Below are 15,669 nucleotides of genomic sequence, written 5' to 3'. Positions count from 1 at the left end.
GACGGCTCGAAGCGTATACAGCGTTTCCGGCCGTCGGTGAGGGGATGGACGCAACCGTTGCAGGGTCGCAGCACGGTCAGTCGGGCGTGACGCTGCCGTCCGACAGGCCGTCGTACAGGCCCTGTACGAGCTGCTCCCCCAGGCGACCCGCCAGCCTCAGCGCGTCCTCGAACTCGGCGAGCGCCCGGAACCGGGCCCCGTAGCGCCGCTGTTCGGCCAGCGGCAGCCGGGGCAGCTGGAGCCGGCGCACGTCGAGCCGGGTGGCGGTGGAGGCGTGGCTGCTGGCGCGGCGGGTGTTGGCGGTGCCGCGCAGGAACCCGGCCAGGAACCAGGGGTCCAGGGCGGCCGGGTCGGGGCGCAGCAGCTGGAGGTTGCGGCCGATGACGGCGCCGGCGCCGCTGGCCGGGTCCTCGGTGACGACGCGGGCGGTGCCGACGGCGCCGACGACGGGGACGACCACGTCGCCCGGCTCGGCGACGAGCGCCTCGCCGGCGTCGGGCCCGGCGCCGGGACCCGAACCGGAACCGGGACCGCCCGCGGCGGCCGGCGCCGTGGTGCCGGAGGGGGCGGTTCCGGCGTAGACGTCGTACTCGGTGAGCACGGGCAGCCCCCCGTTGCCGCTGCCGGTGCCGGCGCGCAGCAGCAGGGCCCCGGCGCGGGCGAGTTCGCCGACGGTGGTCTGGGACAGCGGGGCGGCGGCCGTGGCGGCGGGGGTGGCGGGCGGCGGGGTGAGCCGGGCCGCGCGGGTCAGGGTGGCGTCGAGCCGCTTGCGTACGGCGGCCAGCTCGGCCAGGCCGCCGCCGGCGGCGGGCGGGGGCAGGTGGCGGGCGGGGGTGAGGTCGACGTCGTCGTCGAGCAGGTCGACGACGGGTACGACGCGGCTGACGCCGGGGACTTCGGGGGTGGCGCCGCTGCGGTCGTACGCGGCCCAGGTGGCGAGCACCGCGTCGCGTACGTCGGGCCAGGCGGCCCTCGCCTGCGCGGGCCCGTCGGGGTCCAGGCCGGCGGTGTCCACCAGCAGCAGTCCGGTCGGGGCGGGGACGGTCGGGGCGGGGCGGCGCAGGACCCACAGCTGGAGCGGGATCCCGTACGGGGGCGCGGCGCCGGCCGGGAGGGAGACGACGGCGCGCAGGGCGCCCCGGCGCAGCAGGTCGGCGCGGATGCGGCGGCCGGAGCGGCGGGTGGCGGCGGCGGGCGGCATGAGCAGCACGGCGGTGCCGCCCTCGCGCAGGTGGGCCAGGGCGTGCTGGATCCAGGCGAGCTCGGATTCGGTGCGGGCGGGGAAGCCGTACTCCCAGCGGGGGTCGTAGGCCAGCTCGTCGTGGCCCCAGTTGCGTTCGTTGAACGGCGGGTGGCAGAGCACGGCGTCGACGGCGGCCCCGGCGAAGGCGTCGGCGCGCAGGCTGTCGGCGGCGGCCGCCCGGACCTGGGCGGAGCCGTGCAGGGCGAGGCGCAGCGCGGCGAGGGCGGCCAGTTCGGGGGAGGCGTCCTGGGCGTGCAGGACGGTGGCGCCGGTGAGGGCGCGCAGCGGGCTGCCGGTGCCGCAGGCGGGGTCGAGGGCGGTGCGGATCCCGGGGCCGGCGAGGCCCGCCATCAGCTCGGCGCAGCCGTCGGGGGTCAGCGTGTACTGGCGGGGGCTGGCTTCCAGGTGGCGGCCGAGGAGGAACTCGAAGGCCTGGCGGGCGCCGAGGCCGGCGGCGAGTTCGGCGACGCCCCGCAGCACGGGTACGGCGGCGGCCCCGGGCTGCCGGACGGCCACCGGGTGTTCCGCGCCGAGCCGGGCGGTGAGCGCCGCGTCCCGTACGGCGGGCAGCCGCTCGGCGAGCCGCTCGTCGGGGAGGGCGGCGAGCTCCAGCCACTGGGCGGGGCGGTCCCGTACGACGAGCAGCGCGGCGCCGGCCTCGACGAGCGCGGCGGCGGCCCCGCGGGGGTGGGCGGTGATCTGCTGCCAGACGCGCTCGCGCAGCGGTACCTCGGCGAGCTTGCCCTGGGCGCGCAGCCAGTCCTCGACCTCGGCCAGCGCGAAGGAGGGGCTGGTCTCGGTGCCGCCGACGGGCTTGGGGAAGTCGGGGTGGCGGCGCCGCCAGTTGCTCACGGCGGCCCGGCCGACCCCGGCCAGGCGGGCGATCTCGGCGGCGGTGACCTCGGCGGCGGCGTGGGGGCCGGTGTCGGGGGCGGCGTCGGGGGCGGCGACTTCGGGGGCGTTCTCCTCCAGCATGCCGGGAGCATACCGGTACACAGCTGGGAATCCGCTTCACAGCGTGAATCCCGGCAATCCTGTGAATCGTGTTGACTCGGTTCACACGCTCTGTTGTGATGATCCCGTCAACAGCGGAGCACGCCGGCCGCACCGAGAGATCCGAGACAGGAGCACACCCATGTCCCAGTCCTCCACCCCGCGCCACAGCTGGATCGCCCGCCACAAGGTCATCACGGGCACCGGCGCGCTGCTCGCCCTCGTCGCCGTCGGCGCCTGCACCGGGGGCGGCGGCACGGACGGCGCGAAGGACACCAAGGCCAAGCCGGCCGCCTCGGCCACCAAGGGGACGGGCGGCAAGCAGAGTCAGAAGCCGGCCGAGCCGAAGAAGGACGGCGGCAAGAAGGCGGCGGTACGCGGCAGCGGCACCTTCCAGGTCGGCTCCGACCTCCAGCCCGGCACCTACCGCACCACCGGCAACAAGGGCCTCGGCTGCTACTGGGAGCGGGCCAAGGACGCTTCGGGCGACACCGACTCGATCATCGCCAACGACAACGTCGTGGGCACCAGCTACGTGACCGTCGAGGCGGGCGACAAGCTCTTCAAGTCCACCGGCTGCAACGACTGGGAGACCGTCGACCCGAAGGCCGTCTCCGACGCCCCGAAGACCGAGGCCCCGGGCGACGGCGGCATGTTCAAGGTGGGCCTCGACCTCGCCCCCGGCACGTACAAGTCCGCCGGCCCCGCGGAGGGCTCCCCCGGCTGCTACTGGGAGCGCGCCAAGGACGCCGCCCACGGCATCGACTCGATCGCCGCCAACGACAACCCCACCGGCCCCGCCGTCGTGACGATCTCCGCACAGGACGGCTACTTCAAGACCACGGGCTGCGCGACCTGGAAGAAGTCCTGACGCCTGGGCCTGCCTCACCGGCCGCCACCGCGGCGCCCGGCCCGCCCGCGGGGCGATGCCGGCGGCCCGCCCCCGGCGGCCGTTCGGGCCCACCCGCGCCGGACGGCCGGGCGGGCCCGCACCCCCGGCTACGAGCCGAGGATCGTGGTGAGGAACTCACCCGTCCAGGCGAGCAGTTCGCGGCCGACCAGCGGCTTGCCGCCGACGCGGGCCGTCTTCGGGCGCGGCACCAGCACCTGCGAGGTGGCCGGCTTGAGGACCGTCCCCGGGTAGAGGCGCTTGAGGCGCAGCTCCTGCGACTCGCGCAGCTCCACCGGCCCGAAGCGGATGTTGGGTCCCTGGAGGGTGATGTCCCCGACCCCGCAGGCCCGCGCCAGCATCCGCAGGCCCGCCACCAGCAGCAGGTTCTCCACCGGCTCCGGCAGCTTGCCGTAGCGGTCGGTCAGCTCCTCCCGCACGGCCTTGATGTCGGCCTCGGAGTTCGCCGCCGCGATGGACCGGTACGCCTGGAGGCGCAGCCGCTCGCCCGGCGCGTAGTCGTGCGGGACGTGCGCGTCGACCGGCAGTTCGATCTTGACCTCCAGCGGCGGCTCCTCCTCCACCCCGCCCTCGACGGCGGCCCGGTAGTCGGCCACCGCCTCGCCGACCATCCGGATGTACAGGTCGAAGCCGACGCCCGCGATGTGCCCGGACTGCTCGCCGCCGAGCAGGTTGCCCGCGCCGCGGATCTCCAGGTCCTTCATCGCCACGTACATGCCGGCACCCATCTCGGTGTGCTGGGCGATGGTGGCCAGGCGCTCGTGGGCCGTTTCCGTCAGCGGCTTCTCCGGCGGGTACAGGAAGTAGGCGTAACCGCGCTCCCGGCCCCGGCCGACCCGGCCGCGCAGCTGGTGCAGCTGCGAGAGGCCGAAGTTGTCGCCGCGCTCGACGATCAGGGTGTTGGCGTTGGAGATGTCGATGCCCGACTCGACGATCGTCGTCGACACCAGCACGTCGAACTTCTTCTCCCAGAAGTCCACCACGACCTGCTCCAGCGCCTGTTCCGACATCTGCCCGTGCGCCGTCGCGATCCGCGCCTCGGGCACGATCTCCCGCAGCTTGGCGGCCGCCCGGTCGATGGACTCGACCCGGTTGTGGATGTAGAAGCACTGGCCCTCGCGCAGCAGCTCGCGCCGGATGGCCGCACCGATCTGCTTCTCCTCGTACGGTCCGACGAACGTCAGCACCGGGTGGCGCTCCTCCGGCGGGGTGGTGATGGTCGACATCTCGCGGATGCCGGTCACCGCCATCTCCAGGGTGCGCGGGATCGGCGTCGCGGACATCGTCAGCACGTCCACGTTGGCCCGCAGCTTCTTCAGCTGCTCCTTGTGCTCGACGCCGAACCGCTGCTCCTCGTCGACGATGACCAGGCCCAGGTCCTTGAACTTCGTCTCCTGGGAGAACAGCCGGTGCGTGCCGATGACGATGTCGACCGAGCCCTCCTTGAGGCCTTCCAGGGTCGCCTTGGACTCGGTGTCGGACTGGAAGCGGGACAGCGCCCTCACGTTGACCGGGAACTGGCTGTAGCGCTCGGAGAAGGTGCCGAAGTGCTGCTGCACGAGCAGGGTGGTGGGGACCAGCACGGCGACCTGCTTGCCGTCCTGCACCGCCTTGAAGGCCGCGCGCACCGCGATCTCGGTCTTGCCGTAGCCCACGTCGCCGCAGATGAGCCGGTCCATGGGAACCGACTTCTCCATGTCCTCCTTCACCTCGGCGATGGTGGTGAGCTGGTCGGGCGTCTCCGCGTACGGGAAGGCGTCCTCCAGTTCGCGCTGCCAGGGGGTGTCCGGGCCGAAGGTGTGGCCCGGGGCGGCCATGCGCGCGCTGTACAGCTTGATCAGGTCGGCGGCGATCTCCTTGACCGCCTTCTTCGCCCGCGCCTTGGTCTTCGTCCAGTCGGCGCCGCCGAGCCGGTGCAGCGTCGGGGCCTCGCCGCCGACGTACTTGGTGACCTGCTCCAGCTGGTCGGTGGGGATGTACAGCCGGTCGCCGGGCTGGCCGCGCTTGGCCGGCGCGTACTCCACGAGGAGGTACTCGCGGGTGGCGCCCTGCACGGTGCGCTGCACCATCTCCAGGTACCGGCCGACGCCGTGCTGCTCGTGCACGATGTAGTCGCCGACCTCCAGGGTGAGGGGGTCGATGGACTTCCGGCGCCGGGTCGGCATCCGGCCCAGGTCCTTGGTGGCGGTGCGCTGCCCGGTCAGGTCGGTCTCGGTGAGGACGGCCAGCTTCAGCGCCGGGTCGACGAAGCCGTTGTCGATCGAGCCGCAGGCGACGTGGACGATCGAGGGCTCCAGCGTCCGCAGCTCGGCCTCCAGACGGGCGGCGATGCCCTCGCCGCCGAGCACCTCGACGGTACGGGCGGCCGGGCCGTGGCCCTCGGTGAGGTAGACGGTGTGCCACCCGTCGGCGATCCAGCCCTTGGTGTCGGCCAGCGCGCGGGCGGTGTCGCCCCGGTAGGCCTCGGGAGCGTGCATGCCCAGCTTGAGGACGTCGCCGCCCGCCACGTCCTCGCCGGCCGCGAAGGGGGAGACCGTCCACCACATCATGCCCAGCTCGCGCGCGTGTTCGCGTACGTCCGCGATCCCGCGCAGCGAGGCCGCGCCCACGTCGATGGGCGCCTCGCCGCCGCCGGCGGTGGCCGCCCACGAGGCCATCAGGAACTCCTGCGAGGTCGCCACCAGGTCGGCGGCGCGGGTGCGCACCCGCTCCGGGTCGCAGACCACGGCCATCGCCCCGGCCGGCAGCACGTCGATCAGCAGCTCCATGTCGTCGACGAGGACCGGGGCGAGGGACTCCATGCCCTCGACCGCGATCCCCTCGGCGATCTTGTTCAGCAGCTCGCCCAGCTCGGGGTGCTCCTCGGCCAGCGCCGCGGCCCGCCCGCGCACCTCCTCGGTGAGCAGCAGCTCGCGGCAGGGCGGCGCCCACAGCCCGTGCTCGGCGATCTCCAGGGAGCGCTGGTCGGCGACCTTGAAGTACCGGATCTCCTCGACCTCGTCGCCCCAGAACTCCACGCGCAGCGGGTGCTCCTCGGTGGGCGGGAACACATCGAGGATGCCGCCGCGCACGGCGAACTCCCCGCGCTTCTCGACCAGCTCCACCCGGGCGTACGCGGCCGCGGCCAGAGCCTCGGTGACCGCCCCCAGGTCGGTGCTCTCGCCCTGCCGCAGGCTCACCGGCACCAGGTCCCCGAGCCCCTTGACCTGCGGCTGGAGCACGGAGCGGATGGGGGCCACGACCACCGAGACGGGGCCGGCGGCCGGGTCGTCCTTGCTCGGGTGCGCGAGCCGGCGCAGCACCGCGATCCGGCGTCCGACGGTGTCGCTGCGCGGGCTGAGCCGTTCGTGCGGCAGCGTCTCCCAGGCCGGGTAGTCCACCACCTCGTCCGGCGGCAGCAGGGAGCGCAGCGCGGCAGCGAGGTCCTCGGCCTCGCGCCCGGTGGCGGTGACCGCAAGCACGGTCCGCTCGGTACGGGCGGCCAGCGCGGCGATCGCGAAGGGCCGGGCGGCCGGCGGGCCGACGAGGTCCACGTGCATGCGGTTGCCGTCCCCGGCCGCGCTGACCGCCTCGGCGAGGGCGGGGTCCCTGGTGACGGCGTCGAGCAGTCCGTGCAGGCTCATGAGACAGGCTTTCCATCCGGTGAGGGGCGTCAAGGGGCAACGCGAAGGGCCCGACACGTGAACGGGCCGGGGGTTCCACCCTATGACGCGGGCCCCCCGCCCGCGCGGGCCATTCCGGCCCCGCACGGGTGAGGTGCGCCGCGGACCCCGGCCCCGGGGGGCGGAGGAAGGCGTTCCGGGCCGGGATGACAATCTGTCCGGATGTCCCTGTCCGCCAGCCTCCCGCGCACCGGCGACCGGGCCGCGCGGGCCGCGCACCGGGCGCCGTACGCACTCGCCGCCGCCCTGTTCCCCGCGTACGCGGTGCTCTCGGTGACCCGCTTCCGGCGGATGGAGGAGGCCTCCTGGGACCTCGGGATATTCGAACAGGCGGTCAGGGGCTACGCCTGGCTCCAGGCGCCCGTGGTGGACCTGAAGGGCCCGGGCTTCAACATCCTCGGCGACCACTTCAGCCCCGTCATCGCCCTGATCGCCCCCCTCTACCGGCTCTTTCCGACCCCCCTCACCCTCCTGGTGGTGCAGGCCGCCCTCTTCGCCCTGTCCGCACTGCCCGTCACCCGGGCCTCGGTACGGCTCCTCGGCCGGGCCCGCGGGCTCGCGCTCGGCGCCGCGTACGGGCTGTCCTGGGGGATCCAGCGGGCCGTCGAGTTCGACTTCCACGAGATCTGCTTCGCCGTACCGCTGCTGGCCTTCGCCCTGGAGGCGCTGCTCGCGCACCGCTGGCGGGCCGCCCTCGGCTGGGGGCTGCCGCTGCTGCTGGTCAAGGAGGACCTCGGGGTCACGCTCACGGCCCTGGCGCTCCTGGCCGCCTGGCGGGCCCGGCGCACCGACCCGCGCGCCGCGCGGCTCGCGGCGGCCGTCGCCGTGGCGGGGACGGCCGCCGCCGCACTGGTGTTCACCGTGGTGATCCCCGCCTTCGCACCCGACGGCTACGCCTACTGGGACAAGCTCGGCGAAGGCCCGGGCCCCCTGCACGGGCTCGGCACGAAGGCGGCCACCCTCGCCTGGATCCTCCTCCCCACCACCGGCCTCCTCGCGCTGCGCTCCCCGCTGCTGCTGGTGGCCGCGCCCACCCTCGGCTGGCGGTTCCTGTCAGGGGACCCGCACTACTGGTCCACCGACTACCACTACAGCGCCGTCCTGATGCCGGTCGCCGCGCTGGCCCTGGCCGACGCCCTCGACCGCGCCCGGCGCAGCGGCCGGCCGCGGGTGCGCGCGTACGCGGCCCAGCTGCCCGGCGCGGTGCTCGCCGCCGCCCTCGCCCTGAGCGCGAGCAGCATGCCGCTGGCCCGGCTCGGGGAGCGGTCCGCGTACGAGAAGCCCGAGCGGGCCGCCGCCGTCGAGCGGCTGCTGGAGCGCATCCCGGACGGGGTGCGCGTGGAGGCGGACATCGGGGCGCTGACCCGGCTGACCTCGCGCTGCCAGGTGTTCTGGATCGGCAACACCAAGGGGGTGCTGCCGGCCTTCCTGGTCTTCGACAACTCCTCCGGCTGGGCCGGCGACCCCCTCGCGTACGCCGGACAGCTCCACCCCGGGTCGCGCTTCGCGCCGGTGGGCGAGGCGGGCGGGTTCGTGCTGCTCCAGCGGGTGCTCTGAGCTGCCCGGTCCGCCGGCCGCGGGAAGCACGGCGCCGGCCCCGGGCCGTCCTCGCGGACGGTCCGGGGCCGGCGCGCTCCCCCGTACTGCTCCCCCGTGGGACCGCCCCGGCTACTCGCCGGCGATCGCGTTCAGGACGTTCATCCGCCCCGCCCGGAAGGCCGGGACCAGTGCGGCGAACAGGCCCACCAGGGCCGAGCCGGCGAAGACGCCGATGATGGTCGGCCACGGGATCTCCAGCACCTTCAGCCCCTGGAGGGCGAGGAGCTGCTGGGCGGTGGCGCCCCAGCCCATGCCCAGGCCGAGGCCCAGCAGGGCGCCGAAGAGGGCGATGACCACCGACTCCAGCCGGATCATGCGGCGCAGCTGGCGGCGGGAGAGGCCGATGGCGCGCATCAGGCCGATCTCGCGGGTCCGCTCGACCACCGAGAGGGCCAGGGTGTTCACGACGCCCAGCACCGCGACGATGATCGCGAGGGCGAGGAGGCCGTAGACCATGTTGAGCAGCTGCCCGACCTGGTCCTTGAGGTCCTGCTTGTAGTCGGTCTGGTTGAGCACCTTGTACTGCGGGTACTCGGCCATGGCCGCCTTGAGCGCCGTGTACGCGCTGTCGGCCTGCCCCTTCTCGGCCTTGGCGAGCAGCATGAACGGCCGCGCCAGCTGGTCGGCGGGGAGGTTGGCCTCGGCGGTCGCGGTGCTGATGTACTTCGCGCCCTTGTCGAGGTTGCCCTCGTCCAGGGTGATGGCGGCGACCTTCAGCTTCACGGTCTTCCCGCCGGTGAAGGCCACCGTCAGCTCGTCGCCGACCTTGACGTGGTGCTCGTCGGCGTAGCCGGATCCCACCGCCATGGAGCCCGGGGCGTACGCGTCCCGGTGCGCGCCCGCCCTCATCTTGCGGCGCACGTCCTGGGCGTACGTCGGGTCGGTGACGCTCAGGCCTTCCCGGGCGGAGCTGCCGTCCGGGGCGGTGATCTTCGCCTCCACCTCGCGGTAGGCGGTCACGTGGTCCAGGCCCTTGCTCGCCCGCATGGCCTGCTCGGCCTGCGGCATCAGGGGCTGGTCGCCCTGCGAGGCCACGATGTAGTCGGCGCCGACCGTGCGGTCGAGTTCGTCGGTGGCGGAGGCCACCATGGAGGAGCCGACCACCGACAGGCAGGCGACCAGCGCCAGTCCGATCATCAGCGCGGCGGCCGTGGCACCGGTGCGGCGCGGGTTGCGCAGCGCGTTGCGCTCGGCGAGCCGGCCGACGGAGCCGAAGGGCCGCAGCACGGGGGCGGCGAGCGCCCGGACCACGACACCGGCCAGCAGCGGGCCGATCACGATGAAGCCGATGAGGCTGAACAGCACGCCGGCGGCCAGCCACAGCGAGCCCTGCCCGGCCTTCTCGGCGGCCGCGGCGAGGAAGAGGGCCGCGCCGCCGGTGCCGGTGAGGACCAGGCCGACGACCGCGCGGACCGTGCCGGCCTTCTTGTCGCCGGGGGTGCCGGCGTCGCGCAGCGCGGCCATCGGGGAGACCTTGCCGGCCCGGCGGGCCGGGACGTAGGCGGCGATCACGGTGACGACGGTGCCGAGGACCAGGCCGACGACCGGGGTCGTCCACTTCACGGTCAGGTCGGCGGTGGACAGCTGCATGCCCATCTGGCCCATGAGCTTCATCAGGCCGACGGCCAGGCCCACGCCCGCCGCGACCCCGGCGAGGGAGCCGATGAGGCCGAGCAGGAAGGCCTCGATGAGGACGGAGCGGTTGATCTGGCCCCGGTCGGAGCCGATGGCGCGCATCAGGCCGATCTCGCGGGTGCGCTGGGCGACCAGCATCGAGAAGGTGTTGAAGATCAGGAAGATGCCGACGAGGAAGGCGATGCCGGCGAAGCCGAGCATCACGTACTTCATGACGTCGAGGAAGCCCATGTCCTTCTTGTTGGCGGCCGTGGCCTCCTTGGCGGTCTGCAGCTTGTACGTGTCCGCGCCCAGCGCGCTCGCGACGTTCTTCTTCAGCTGCTCGTCGCTCACGCCGTCCTTGGCGGTGACGCTGATGTGGGTGAAGGTGCCGGCGGCGCCGAGCAGCTTCTCCTGCGCGGTGGGGGTGTCGAAGTAGACGACGGCCGCACCCGGGTTGGTCACCGTGAAGGAGGCGATGCCGCTGATCCTCGCCCGGACGTCGCCGGTGACGGCGATGGTGCGCAGCTCGTCCCCGAGCTTCAGGTGGTGCTTGTCGGCCGTGTCGGCGTCGACCATCACCTCGGTGGGCCCGCGCGGGGCGTGGCCGGAGGTGATCTTCATGGACCTGAGCTCGTTGTCGGTCCAGTTGCCCGCGATGGTCGGGGCTCCGGTGGTCGACCCCACGTTCTCGTTCTTGGAGTTGACGACGGTGACGGACATCGAGACGACGCCGCCCTCGGCGGACTTCACGCCCTCGGCGCCGCGCGCCTTCTCCACCGCCGAGGCCGGCAGCGCCTGCGGCTTGCCGCGGCTGGAGAACCCCTCCCCCTCCTCGGCCTCCTTGGGGCTGACGGTGACGTCGGAGCTGGTGACCGCGAACAGCTTGTCGAAGGTGGTGTTCATGGTGTCCGTGAACACCAGGGTTCCGCAGACGAAGGCGACCGACAGCAGCACGGCGATGGCGGAGAGCGCCATCCTGCCCTTGTGCGCGAAGAAGTTGCGCCGCGCGGTCTTCATGACGGTCACGAGGTCCGCCCGCGCGCGTCGAAGTCCTTCATCCGGTCCAGCACCTGGTCGGCGCTGGGTCCGTGCATCTCGTCGACGATGCGGCCGTCGGCGAGGAAGACGACGCGGTCCGCGTAGGAGGCGGCGACCGGGTCGTGGGTGACCATCACGATGGTCTGGCCCAGCTCGTCGACCGACTGGCGCAGGAAACCGAGGACCTCGGCGCCGGCCCGGGAGTCCAGGTTTCCGGTCGGCTCGTCCCCGAAGATGATCGCGGGGCGGGCGGCGAGGGCGCGGGCGACCGCCACGCGCTGCTGCTGGCCGCCGGAGAGCTCGGTCGGCCGGTGCTTGAGGCGGCCGGCGAGGCCGACGGTCTCGACGACCCGCTCCAGCCACTGCGGGTCGGGCTTGCGGCCGGCGATGTCCATGGGGAGGGTGATGTTCTCCAGGGCGTTGAGCGTCGGCAGCAGGTTGAACGCCTGGAAGATGAAGCCGATCCTGTCCCGGCGCAGCTGCGTGAGCTTCTTGTCCTTCAGGCCGGTGATCTCGGTGTCCTCCAGGTGGATCTGCCCGCTGGTCACCGTGTCCAGGCCGGCCAGGCAGTGCATCAGGGTGGACTTGCCGGAGCCGGAGGGGCCCATGATCGCGGTGAACTGCCCGCGGAGGATGTCCACGTCCACGCGGTCGAGGGCGACAACGCGGGTCTCGCCGGAGCCGTAGGCCTTGACGACCTGGCGCGCCCGGGCCGCGACGGGGGCGTTCCCCCCGCTGCTTCCGTGCCTTGTCTCGGTCATCGCGGTTGTCACGGTGTCTCCCCCTGTTGGTGGTGCGTTGCGTGCTGCTGGTGCGGGCTCCCGCACGGGTGTGCGTGCGTCGCCGCGTCGAAGTGTGCGGTGCGGGGGGTGTCCGGCGCCCTGGTGCCCGGCGCCGTATCCACCGGGGGGTTAACCCCACCCCGCCCCCGCGGCCCCGCTCGTATGAACCAGTTAAGGACGTCGCGGGCCCTTCGGCCTCCTCCGCCGGGACGAACGTCCCCTGGGTCCAAATGCTGAGCGACCCCTAGGGGTTGTCCGCCCTTCGGCGGATGCGGAGTAGGGGTCGGCGGCGGAGGGGGCGCCCGTGAGACGGGGATTCCGTCCGGTGCGGCCCGGTGAGATGGTGTTCCCCGCAGACGAGGGGAACACGGTGGAAACAGGAGAGAACGGCGCGGAAGCGGATCAGGCAGGCATTCCCGGAGGAAAGGTTTCCGCGGACCGCCCGGCCCCCGGACCGGCAACGGGGCAGGACCCCCCGGCAGAAAGCGCCGGCCGCCGGCGGCCGCCCACGCCGGTGGTCGCGTCGCTGATGCTGAGCATGGCCCTGGTCGCCCTCGACAGCACCATCGTCTCCACCGCCGTCCCCCAGATCGTCGGCGACCTCGGCGGCTTCTCCGTCTTCTCCTGGCTGTTCTCCGGCTACCTCCTCGCCGTCACCGTCACCCTCCCCGTCTACGGCAGGCTCAGCGACACCTTCGGCCGCAAGCCCGTCCTGCTCTTCGGCACCGCCCTGTTCCTCGCCGGCTCGCTGCTGTGCGCCTCCGCCTGGAACATGGCCGCGCTCATCGCCTTCCGGATCGTCCAGGGGCTGGGCGGCGGCGCCCTCCAGAGCACCGTGCAGACCCTGGCCGCCGACCTCTACCCGCTGCGCGACCGCCCCCGCATACAGGCCCGGATGACCACCGTGTGGGCGAGCTCCGCCCTGCTCGGCCCCGCGCTCGGCGGAGTGCTGGCGGGGTACGCGGGCTGGCGCTGGACCTTCCTGATCAACGTGCCGCCGGCCGGACTGGCCCTCTGGCTGACCGCCCGCCACCTCGTGGAACCCGTACGCTCCCCCGGGCGCCGGGGCCCCGTCGACTGGGCCGGGGCGCTCGCCGTGTTCGCCTGCGGCGGCCTGCTGCTCTTCGCGCTGGTGCAGGGCGGGGTGGCCTGGCCCTGGCTGTCGGCGCCCTCCCTCGCCCTGTTCGGCGCGAGCGCGGCCTCGGCCGCGGTGGTCGTCCGGGTGGAGCGCCGTGCCGAGGAGCCGATCCTGCCCGGCTGGGTGTGGCGCCGGCGCACCATCGCCGCCGTGAACCTGGCGATGGGGGCGCTCGGGCTGCTGATGGTCGCCCCGATGGTGTTCATGCCGACGTACGCCCAGTCCGTGCTCGGGCTCGGGCCGGTCGGGGCCGGGCTCCTGACCGCCCTGATGACCCTGAGCTGGCCCCTGTCGGCCGCCTTGTGCCAGCACGTGTACCGGCGCATCGGCTTCCGCGACACCGCCGCCCTGGGGATGGGGCTGGCCTCGGTCGTCCTGTTCGCCTTCACCCTGCTGCCGTACCCCGCGCGGCCGTGGCAGCCCGCGCTGGTCATGCTGCTGCTGGGCGCCGCCCTCGGGCTCTTCCAGCTGCCGCTGATGGTCGGGGTGCAGTCCACGGTGGGCTGGGCCGAGCGGGGGACCACGACCGCCTCGGTGCTGTTCTGCCGCACCGTCGGCCAGAGCGTGGGGGCCGCGCTGCTGGGGGCGGTGGCCAACGCGACCGTCGCCGCCCGGCTGGCGCACACCCCGCTGCCGGGGCTGCCGGAGCGCCTCGACGACGTGTCGCGGGCCCTGGCGGAGCCGGGCGGGCTCCCGGCGGCCGCCTCGGAGCACCTGCGGGCGGCGGTGGCGGCCGCGGTGGAGCACATCTTCCTGGGTGCGACGGCCGCCGGGGTGGCGGCGCTGCTGGTGCTGCTGCTGGTGGCACCACGCCGGTTCCCGGTCCTGCCCGAGCACCGGTGACGCCGACCGGGTTGTCATGCCCGGGCCCGCTGGGTGACCCTCGTGCCAGGACCGTTTCCGGGGGGACGACATGGCATCCACACTCTTCGCGCTCGCCTTACTGGCCGCCCTGGCCGGGCCGGTGGCCCTGCGCCTGCGCCGCGGGCCGGGCCTGGTCACCGGCCGCGACGGCCGGCTCTCCACCTCCACCACCCTCGCGCTGGCCTGGACGGTGATCCTCGTCTGGCTGCTGCTCGCGGTCCTCGCGTACGGGCTGACGGCCGGCGGCGGCATCGCCTACTTCCGCGGCGCCGACGGCCCGCTGTCCCCGCTGACCTCCGTGTACCTGCCGCTGCTCGGAGGCCCGTACGTGGCCCTGATCGGGGCGAAGGCGGTCGTCGGCCACCGGATCGAGAACGGCAGCCTGGCCAAGCCGGCCCCCAAGCCCACCCCCGGCGGCCGCCGCCCGCTGCGCGAACTGATCGCGAACGACAGCGGCCGGACCGACCTCGTGGACCTCCAGTACGTCGCGCTGAGCGCGGTCACGATGCTCTACGTCGTCCTGTTCTTCCTCTCCGACGTGGGCGGCGGCCTCCCGCGGCTCCCCTCCGAGATCTGGGCCCTGACCGGCGCCCCGGCGGGCGCCTACCTGCTGAACAAGATGGCCACCCGCGCCAACCCGGTGATCACCGGTGCCACCGTCGCCGACGGCCTGCTCAAGGTCGAGGGCGGCGGCTTCACCGAACCCCGCCTCACGGCGGCCGACACCCCGCTCCCGGTGACGCAGGACCCCGCGACCGGCACCCTGACGGCCCCGCTCCCGGCCGCGGCGAAACCCCCCTTCACGGTGGTGGTCACCTCGCGCGGCCTGCGCAGCGACCCGTACTGCTACGAGCCCGCCGACCGGGCATGACGGGGGCCCGGCACCGAGGGTGCCGGGCCCCGCGTTCGTCAGAGCCGAGGATCAGCCCAGCATGCGGAAGGCGGACTTGTAGGGCTCCTCGTCCTCGTAGCTCTCGTCCGACGCGCTGTCGGCCGGCGCCTGCCCCGGAGTCGCCTGCTCGCGCTGCTCGCCCTCCTCGCGCTGCTCGCCCTCCTCGCGCTGCTCGCCCTCCTCGCGCTGCTTGCCCTCCTCGCGCTGCTCGCCGGTCTCGGCGGCCTCGAAGACGACGGCAACGGCCTCGAAGTCACCCGCCTTCTCCCCCGGACCCGCGACGAGGACCGGCTCGCCCTCGCAGCGCTTGTTGTCGAAGAGCAGGGCCACCTTGTCGGTCTCGTTGACGGCCTCCTCGATCGAGGCGTCGTCGGTCACGGCCAGCGCGTGGCACTTGTCCTCGGTCAGGTCGCTGACCTGCCCGCTCCGGCTCACGCCGTCCTGGAGGAAGCTGTAGTTGAAGGCCCGGCCGTCGTCCGCGAGCGCCTGGGCGGCGGTGGGCAGGACGAGGGTGAGTGCTCCGGCGAGGGCCACGGCGGTGGTGCGAAGACGCATGGGGGGGTTTCCGTTCTTCTCTTCCACGGGCGGATGCGGGTCCGGTGGCATCCGGGAGCGAGCGTAGGAGCGCGACGCCCTGAGGAAACCTTTCCTCTAAAGAGCGCGCCACGAGGTTCACCCACCCGCCCCCTCCCCCGCCCCTCAAACGCCGGCGAGGCTGAAGGAGACGGAGGTCGGCTGCGACCGGAAGGTGCACGCGTACGGAGGGGGCGGGGGCGGGGTGGGGTGTCGTCCGGGACTAAAACGAGATGAATTCGGCGCGCGACACCGCCCGACAAAGCAAACACAGAACAGGCGCCGAACATCGAAGCCCGTCCCGGACGACACCCCAAGGGGTGGGTGGGAGAGGGGGGGGGGGGTGGTGGGCTGGGGA

Annotated in this window: 9 protein-coding genes; 4 read left to right on the top strand and 5 right to left on the bottom strand. The window is 73.7% G+C overall.

What is annotated here, in order from left to right; genetic code table 11:
• Positions 1-76: 76 nt before the first annotated feature.
• On the bottom strand, positions 77-2,218 hold the full coding sequence (locus tag ACZ501_RS33275) for an N-6 DNA methylase (RefSeq protein WP_468800303.1): 2,142 nt from the start codon (positions 2,216-2,218) through the stop codon (positions 77-79).
• 160 nt (positions 2,219-2,378) lie between these two features.
• Here ACZ501_RS33275 and ACZ501_RS33270 point away from each other — a divergent pair, with 160 nt between their 5' ends.
• Entirely contained in the window at positions 2,379-3,107 is a 729-nt protein-coding gene (locus ACZ501_RS33270) for a hypothetical protein (RefSeq protein WP_361601287.1), read from the top strand.
• Positions 3,108-3,235: 128 nt separating this feature from the next.
• Here ACZ501_RS33270 and mfd read toward each other — a convergent pair whose 3' ends face one another.
• A complete protein-coding gene (gene mfd, locus ACZ501_RS33265) occupies positions 3,236-6,769 on the bottom strand; it encodes a transcription-repair coupling factor (RefSeq protein ID WP_468800301.1) in 3,534 nt (1,177 codons plus the stop codon).
• Positions 6,770-6,970: 201 nt separating this feature from the next.
• Between mfd and ACZ501_RS33260 the strand changes: the two genes are divergently transcribed.
• Complete coding sequence (locus ACZ501_RS33260; RefSeq protein WP_468800299.1) at positions 6,971-8,365, top strand: DUF2079 domain-containing protein; 1,395 nt, start codon at positions 6,971-6,973, stop codon at positions 8,363-8,365.
• A gap of 111 nt (positions 8,366-8,476) precedes the next feature.
• On the opposite strand, the gene ACZ501_RS33255 is transcribed toward ACZ501_RS33260, so the two are convergent.
• Together ACZ501_RS33255 and ACZ501_RS33250 are read right to left on the bottom strand one after the other, a co-directional pair.
• The gene (locus ACZ501_RS33255) at positions 8,477-11,050 is read right to left on the bottom strand and encodes an ABC transporter permease (RefSeq protein ID WP_468800297.1); all 2,574 of its coding nucleotides are present in this window, start codon (positions 11,048-11,050) and stop codon (positions 8,477-8,479) included.
• The gene (locus ACZ501_RS33250) at positions 11,047-11,823 is read right to left on the bottom strand and encodes an ABC transporter ATP-binding protein (protein ID WP_468800295.1); all 777 of its coding nucleotides are present in this window, start codon (positions 11,821-11,823) and stop codon (positions 11,047-11,049) included. Before ACZ501_RS33250 ends, ACZ501_RS33255 begins: the two co-directional genes overlap by 4 nt.
• Positions 11,824-12,184: 361 nt before the next feature.
• Here ACZ501_RS33250 and ACZ501_RS33245 point away from each other — a divergent pair, with 361 nt between their 5' ends.
• Complete coding sequence (locus ACZ501_RS33245; RefSeq protein WP_468800380.1) at positions 12,185-13,825, top strand: MDR family MFS transporter; 1,641 nt, start codon at positions 12,185-12,187, stop codon at positions 13,823-13,825.
• A gap of 70 nt (positions 13,826-13,895) precedes the next feature.
• Complete coding sequence (locus ACZ501_RS33240) at positions 13,896-14,717, top strand: hypothetical protein (RefSeq protein ID WP_468800293.1); 822 nt, start codon at positions 13,896-13,898, stop codon at positions 14,715-14,717.
• A 51-nt stretch (positions 14,718-14,768) separates the two neighbouring features.
• Here the strand turns inward: ACZ501_RS33240 and ACZ501_RS33235 are convergent, their stop codons facing one another.
• A complete protein-coding gene (locus ACZ501_RS33235) occupies positions 14,769-15,293 on the bottom strand; it encodes a hypothetical protein (protein WP_468800291.1) in 525 nt (174 codons plus the stop codon).
• Between the last annotated feature and the right edge of the window lie 376 nt (positions 15,294-15,669).

Source organism: Streptomyces sp. NPDC034085, from assembly GCF_055575555.1.
The sequence above is the reverse complement of the archived record's forward strand: the minus strand, read 5'-3'. Positions and strand labels throughout refer to the sequence as shown.

Coding starts and splice junctions, on each gene's coding strand:
- mfd (WP_468800301.1), bottom strand. CDS start 6,769: ATGAGCCTGCACGGACTGCTCGACGCCGTCACCAGGGACCCCGCCCTC.
- ACZ501_RS33240 (WP_468800293.1), top strand. CDS start 13,896: ATGGCATCCACACTCTTCGCGCTCGCCTTACTGGCCGCCCTGGCCGGG.
- ACZ501_RS33270 (WP_361601287.1), top strand. CDS start 2,379: ATGTCCCAGTCCTCCACCCCGCGCCACAGCTGGATCGCCCGCCACAAG.
- ACZ501_RS33245 (WP_468800380.1), top strand. CDS start 12,185: ATGGTGTTCCCCGCAGACGAGGGGAACACGGTGGAAACAGGAGAGAAC.
- ACZ501_RS33250 (WP_468800295.1), bottom strand. CDS start 11,823: ATGACCGAGACAAGGCACGGAAGCAGCGGGGGGAACGCCCCCGTCGCG.
- ACZ501_RS33260 (WP_468800299.1), top strand. CDS start 6,971: ATGTCCCTGTCCGCCAGCCTCCCGCGCACCGGCGACCGGGCCGCGCGG.
- ACZ501_RS33275 (WP_468800303.1), bottom strand. CDS start 2,218: ATGCTGGAGGAGAACGCCCCCGAAGTCGCCGCCCCCGACGCCGCCCCC.
- ACZ501_RS33235 (WP_468800291.1), bottom strand. CDS start 15,293: ATGCGTCTTCGCACCACCGCCGTGGCCCTCGCCGGAGCACTCACCCTC.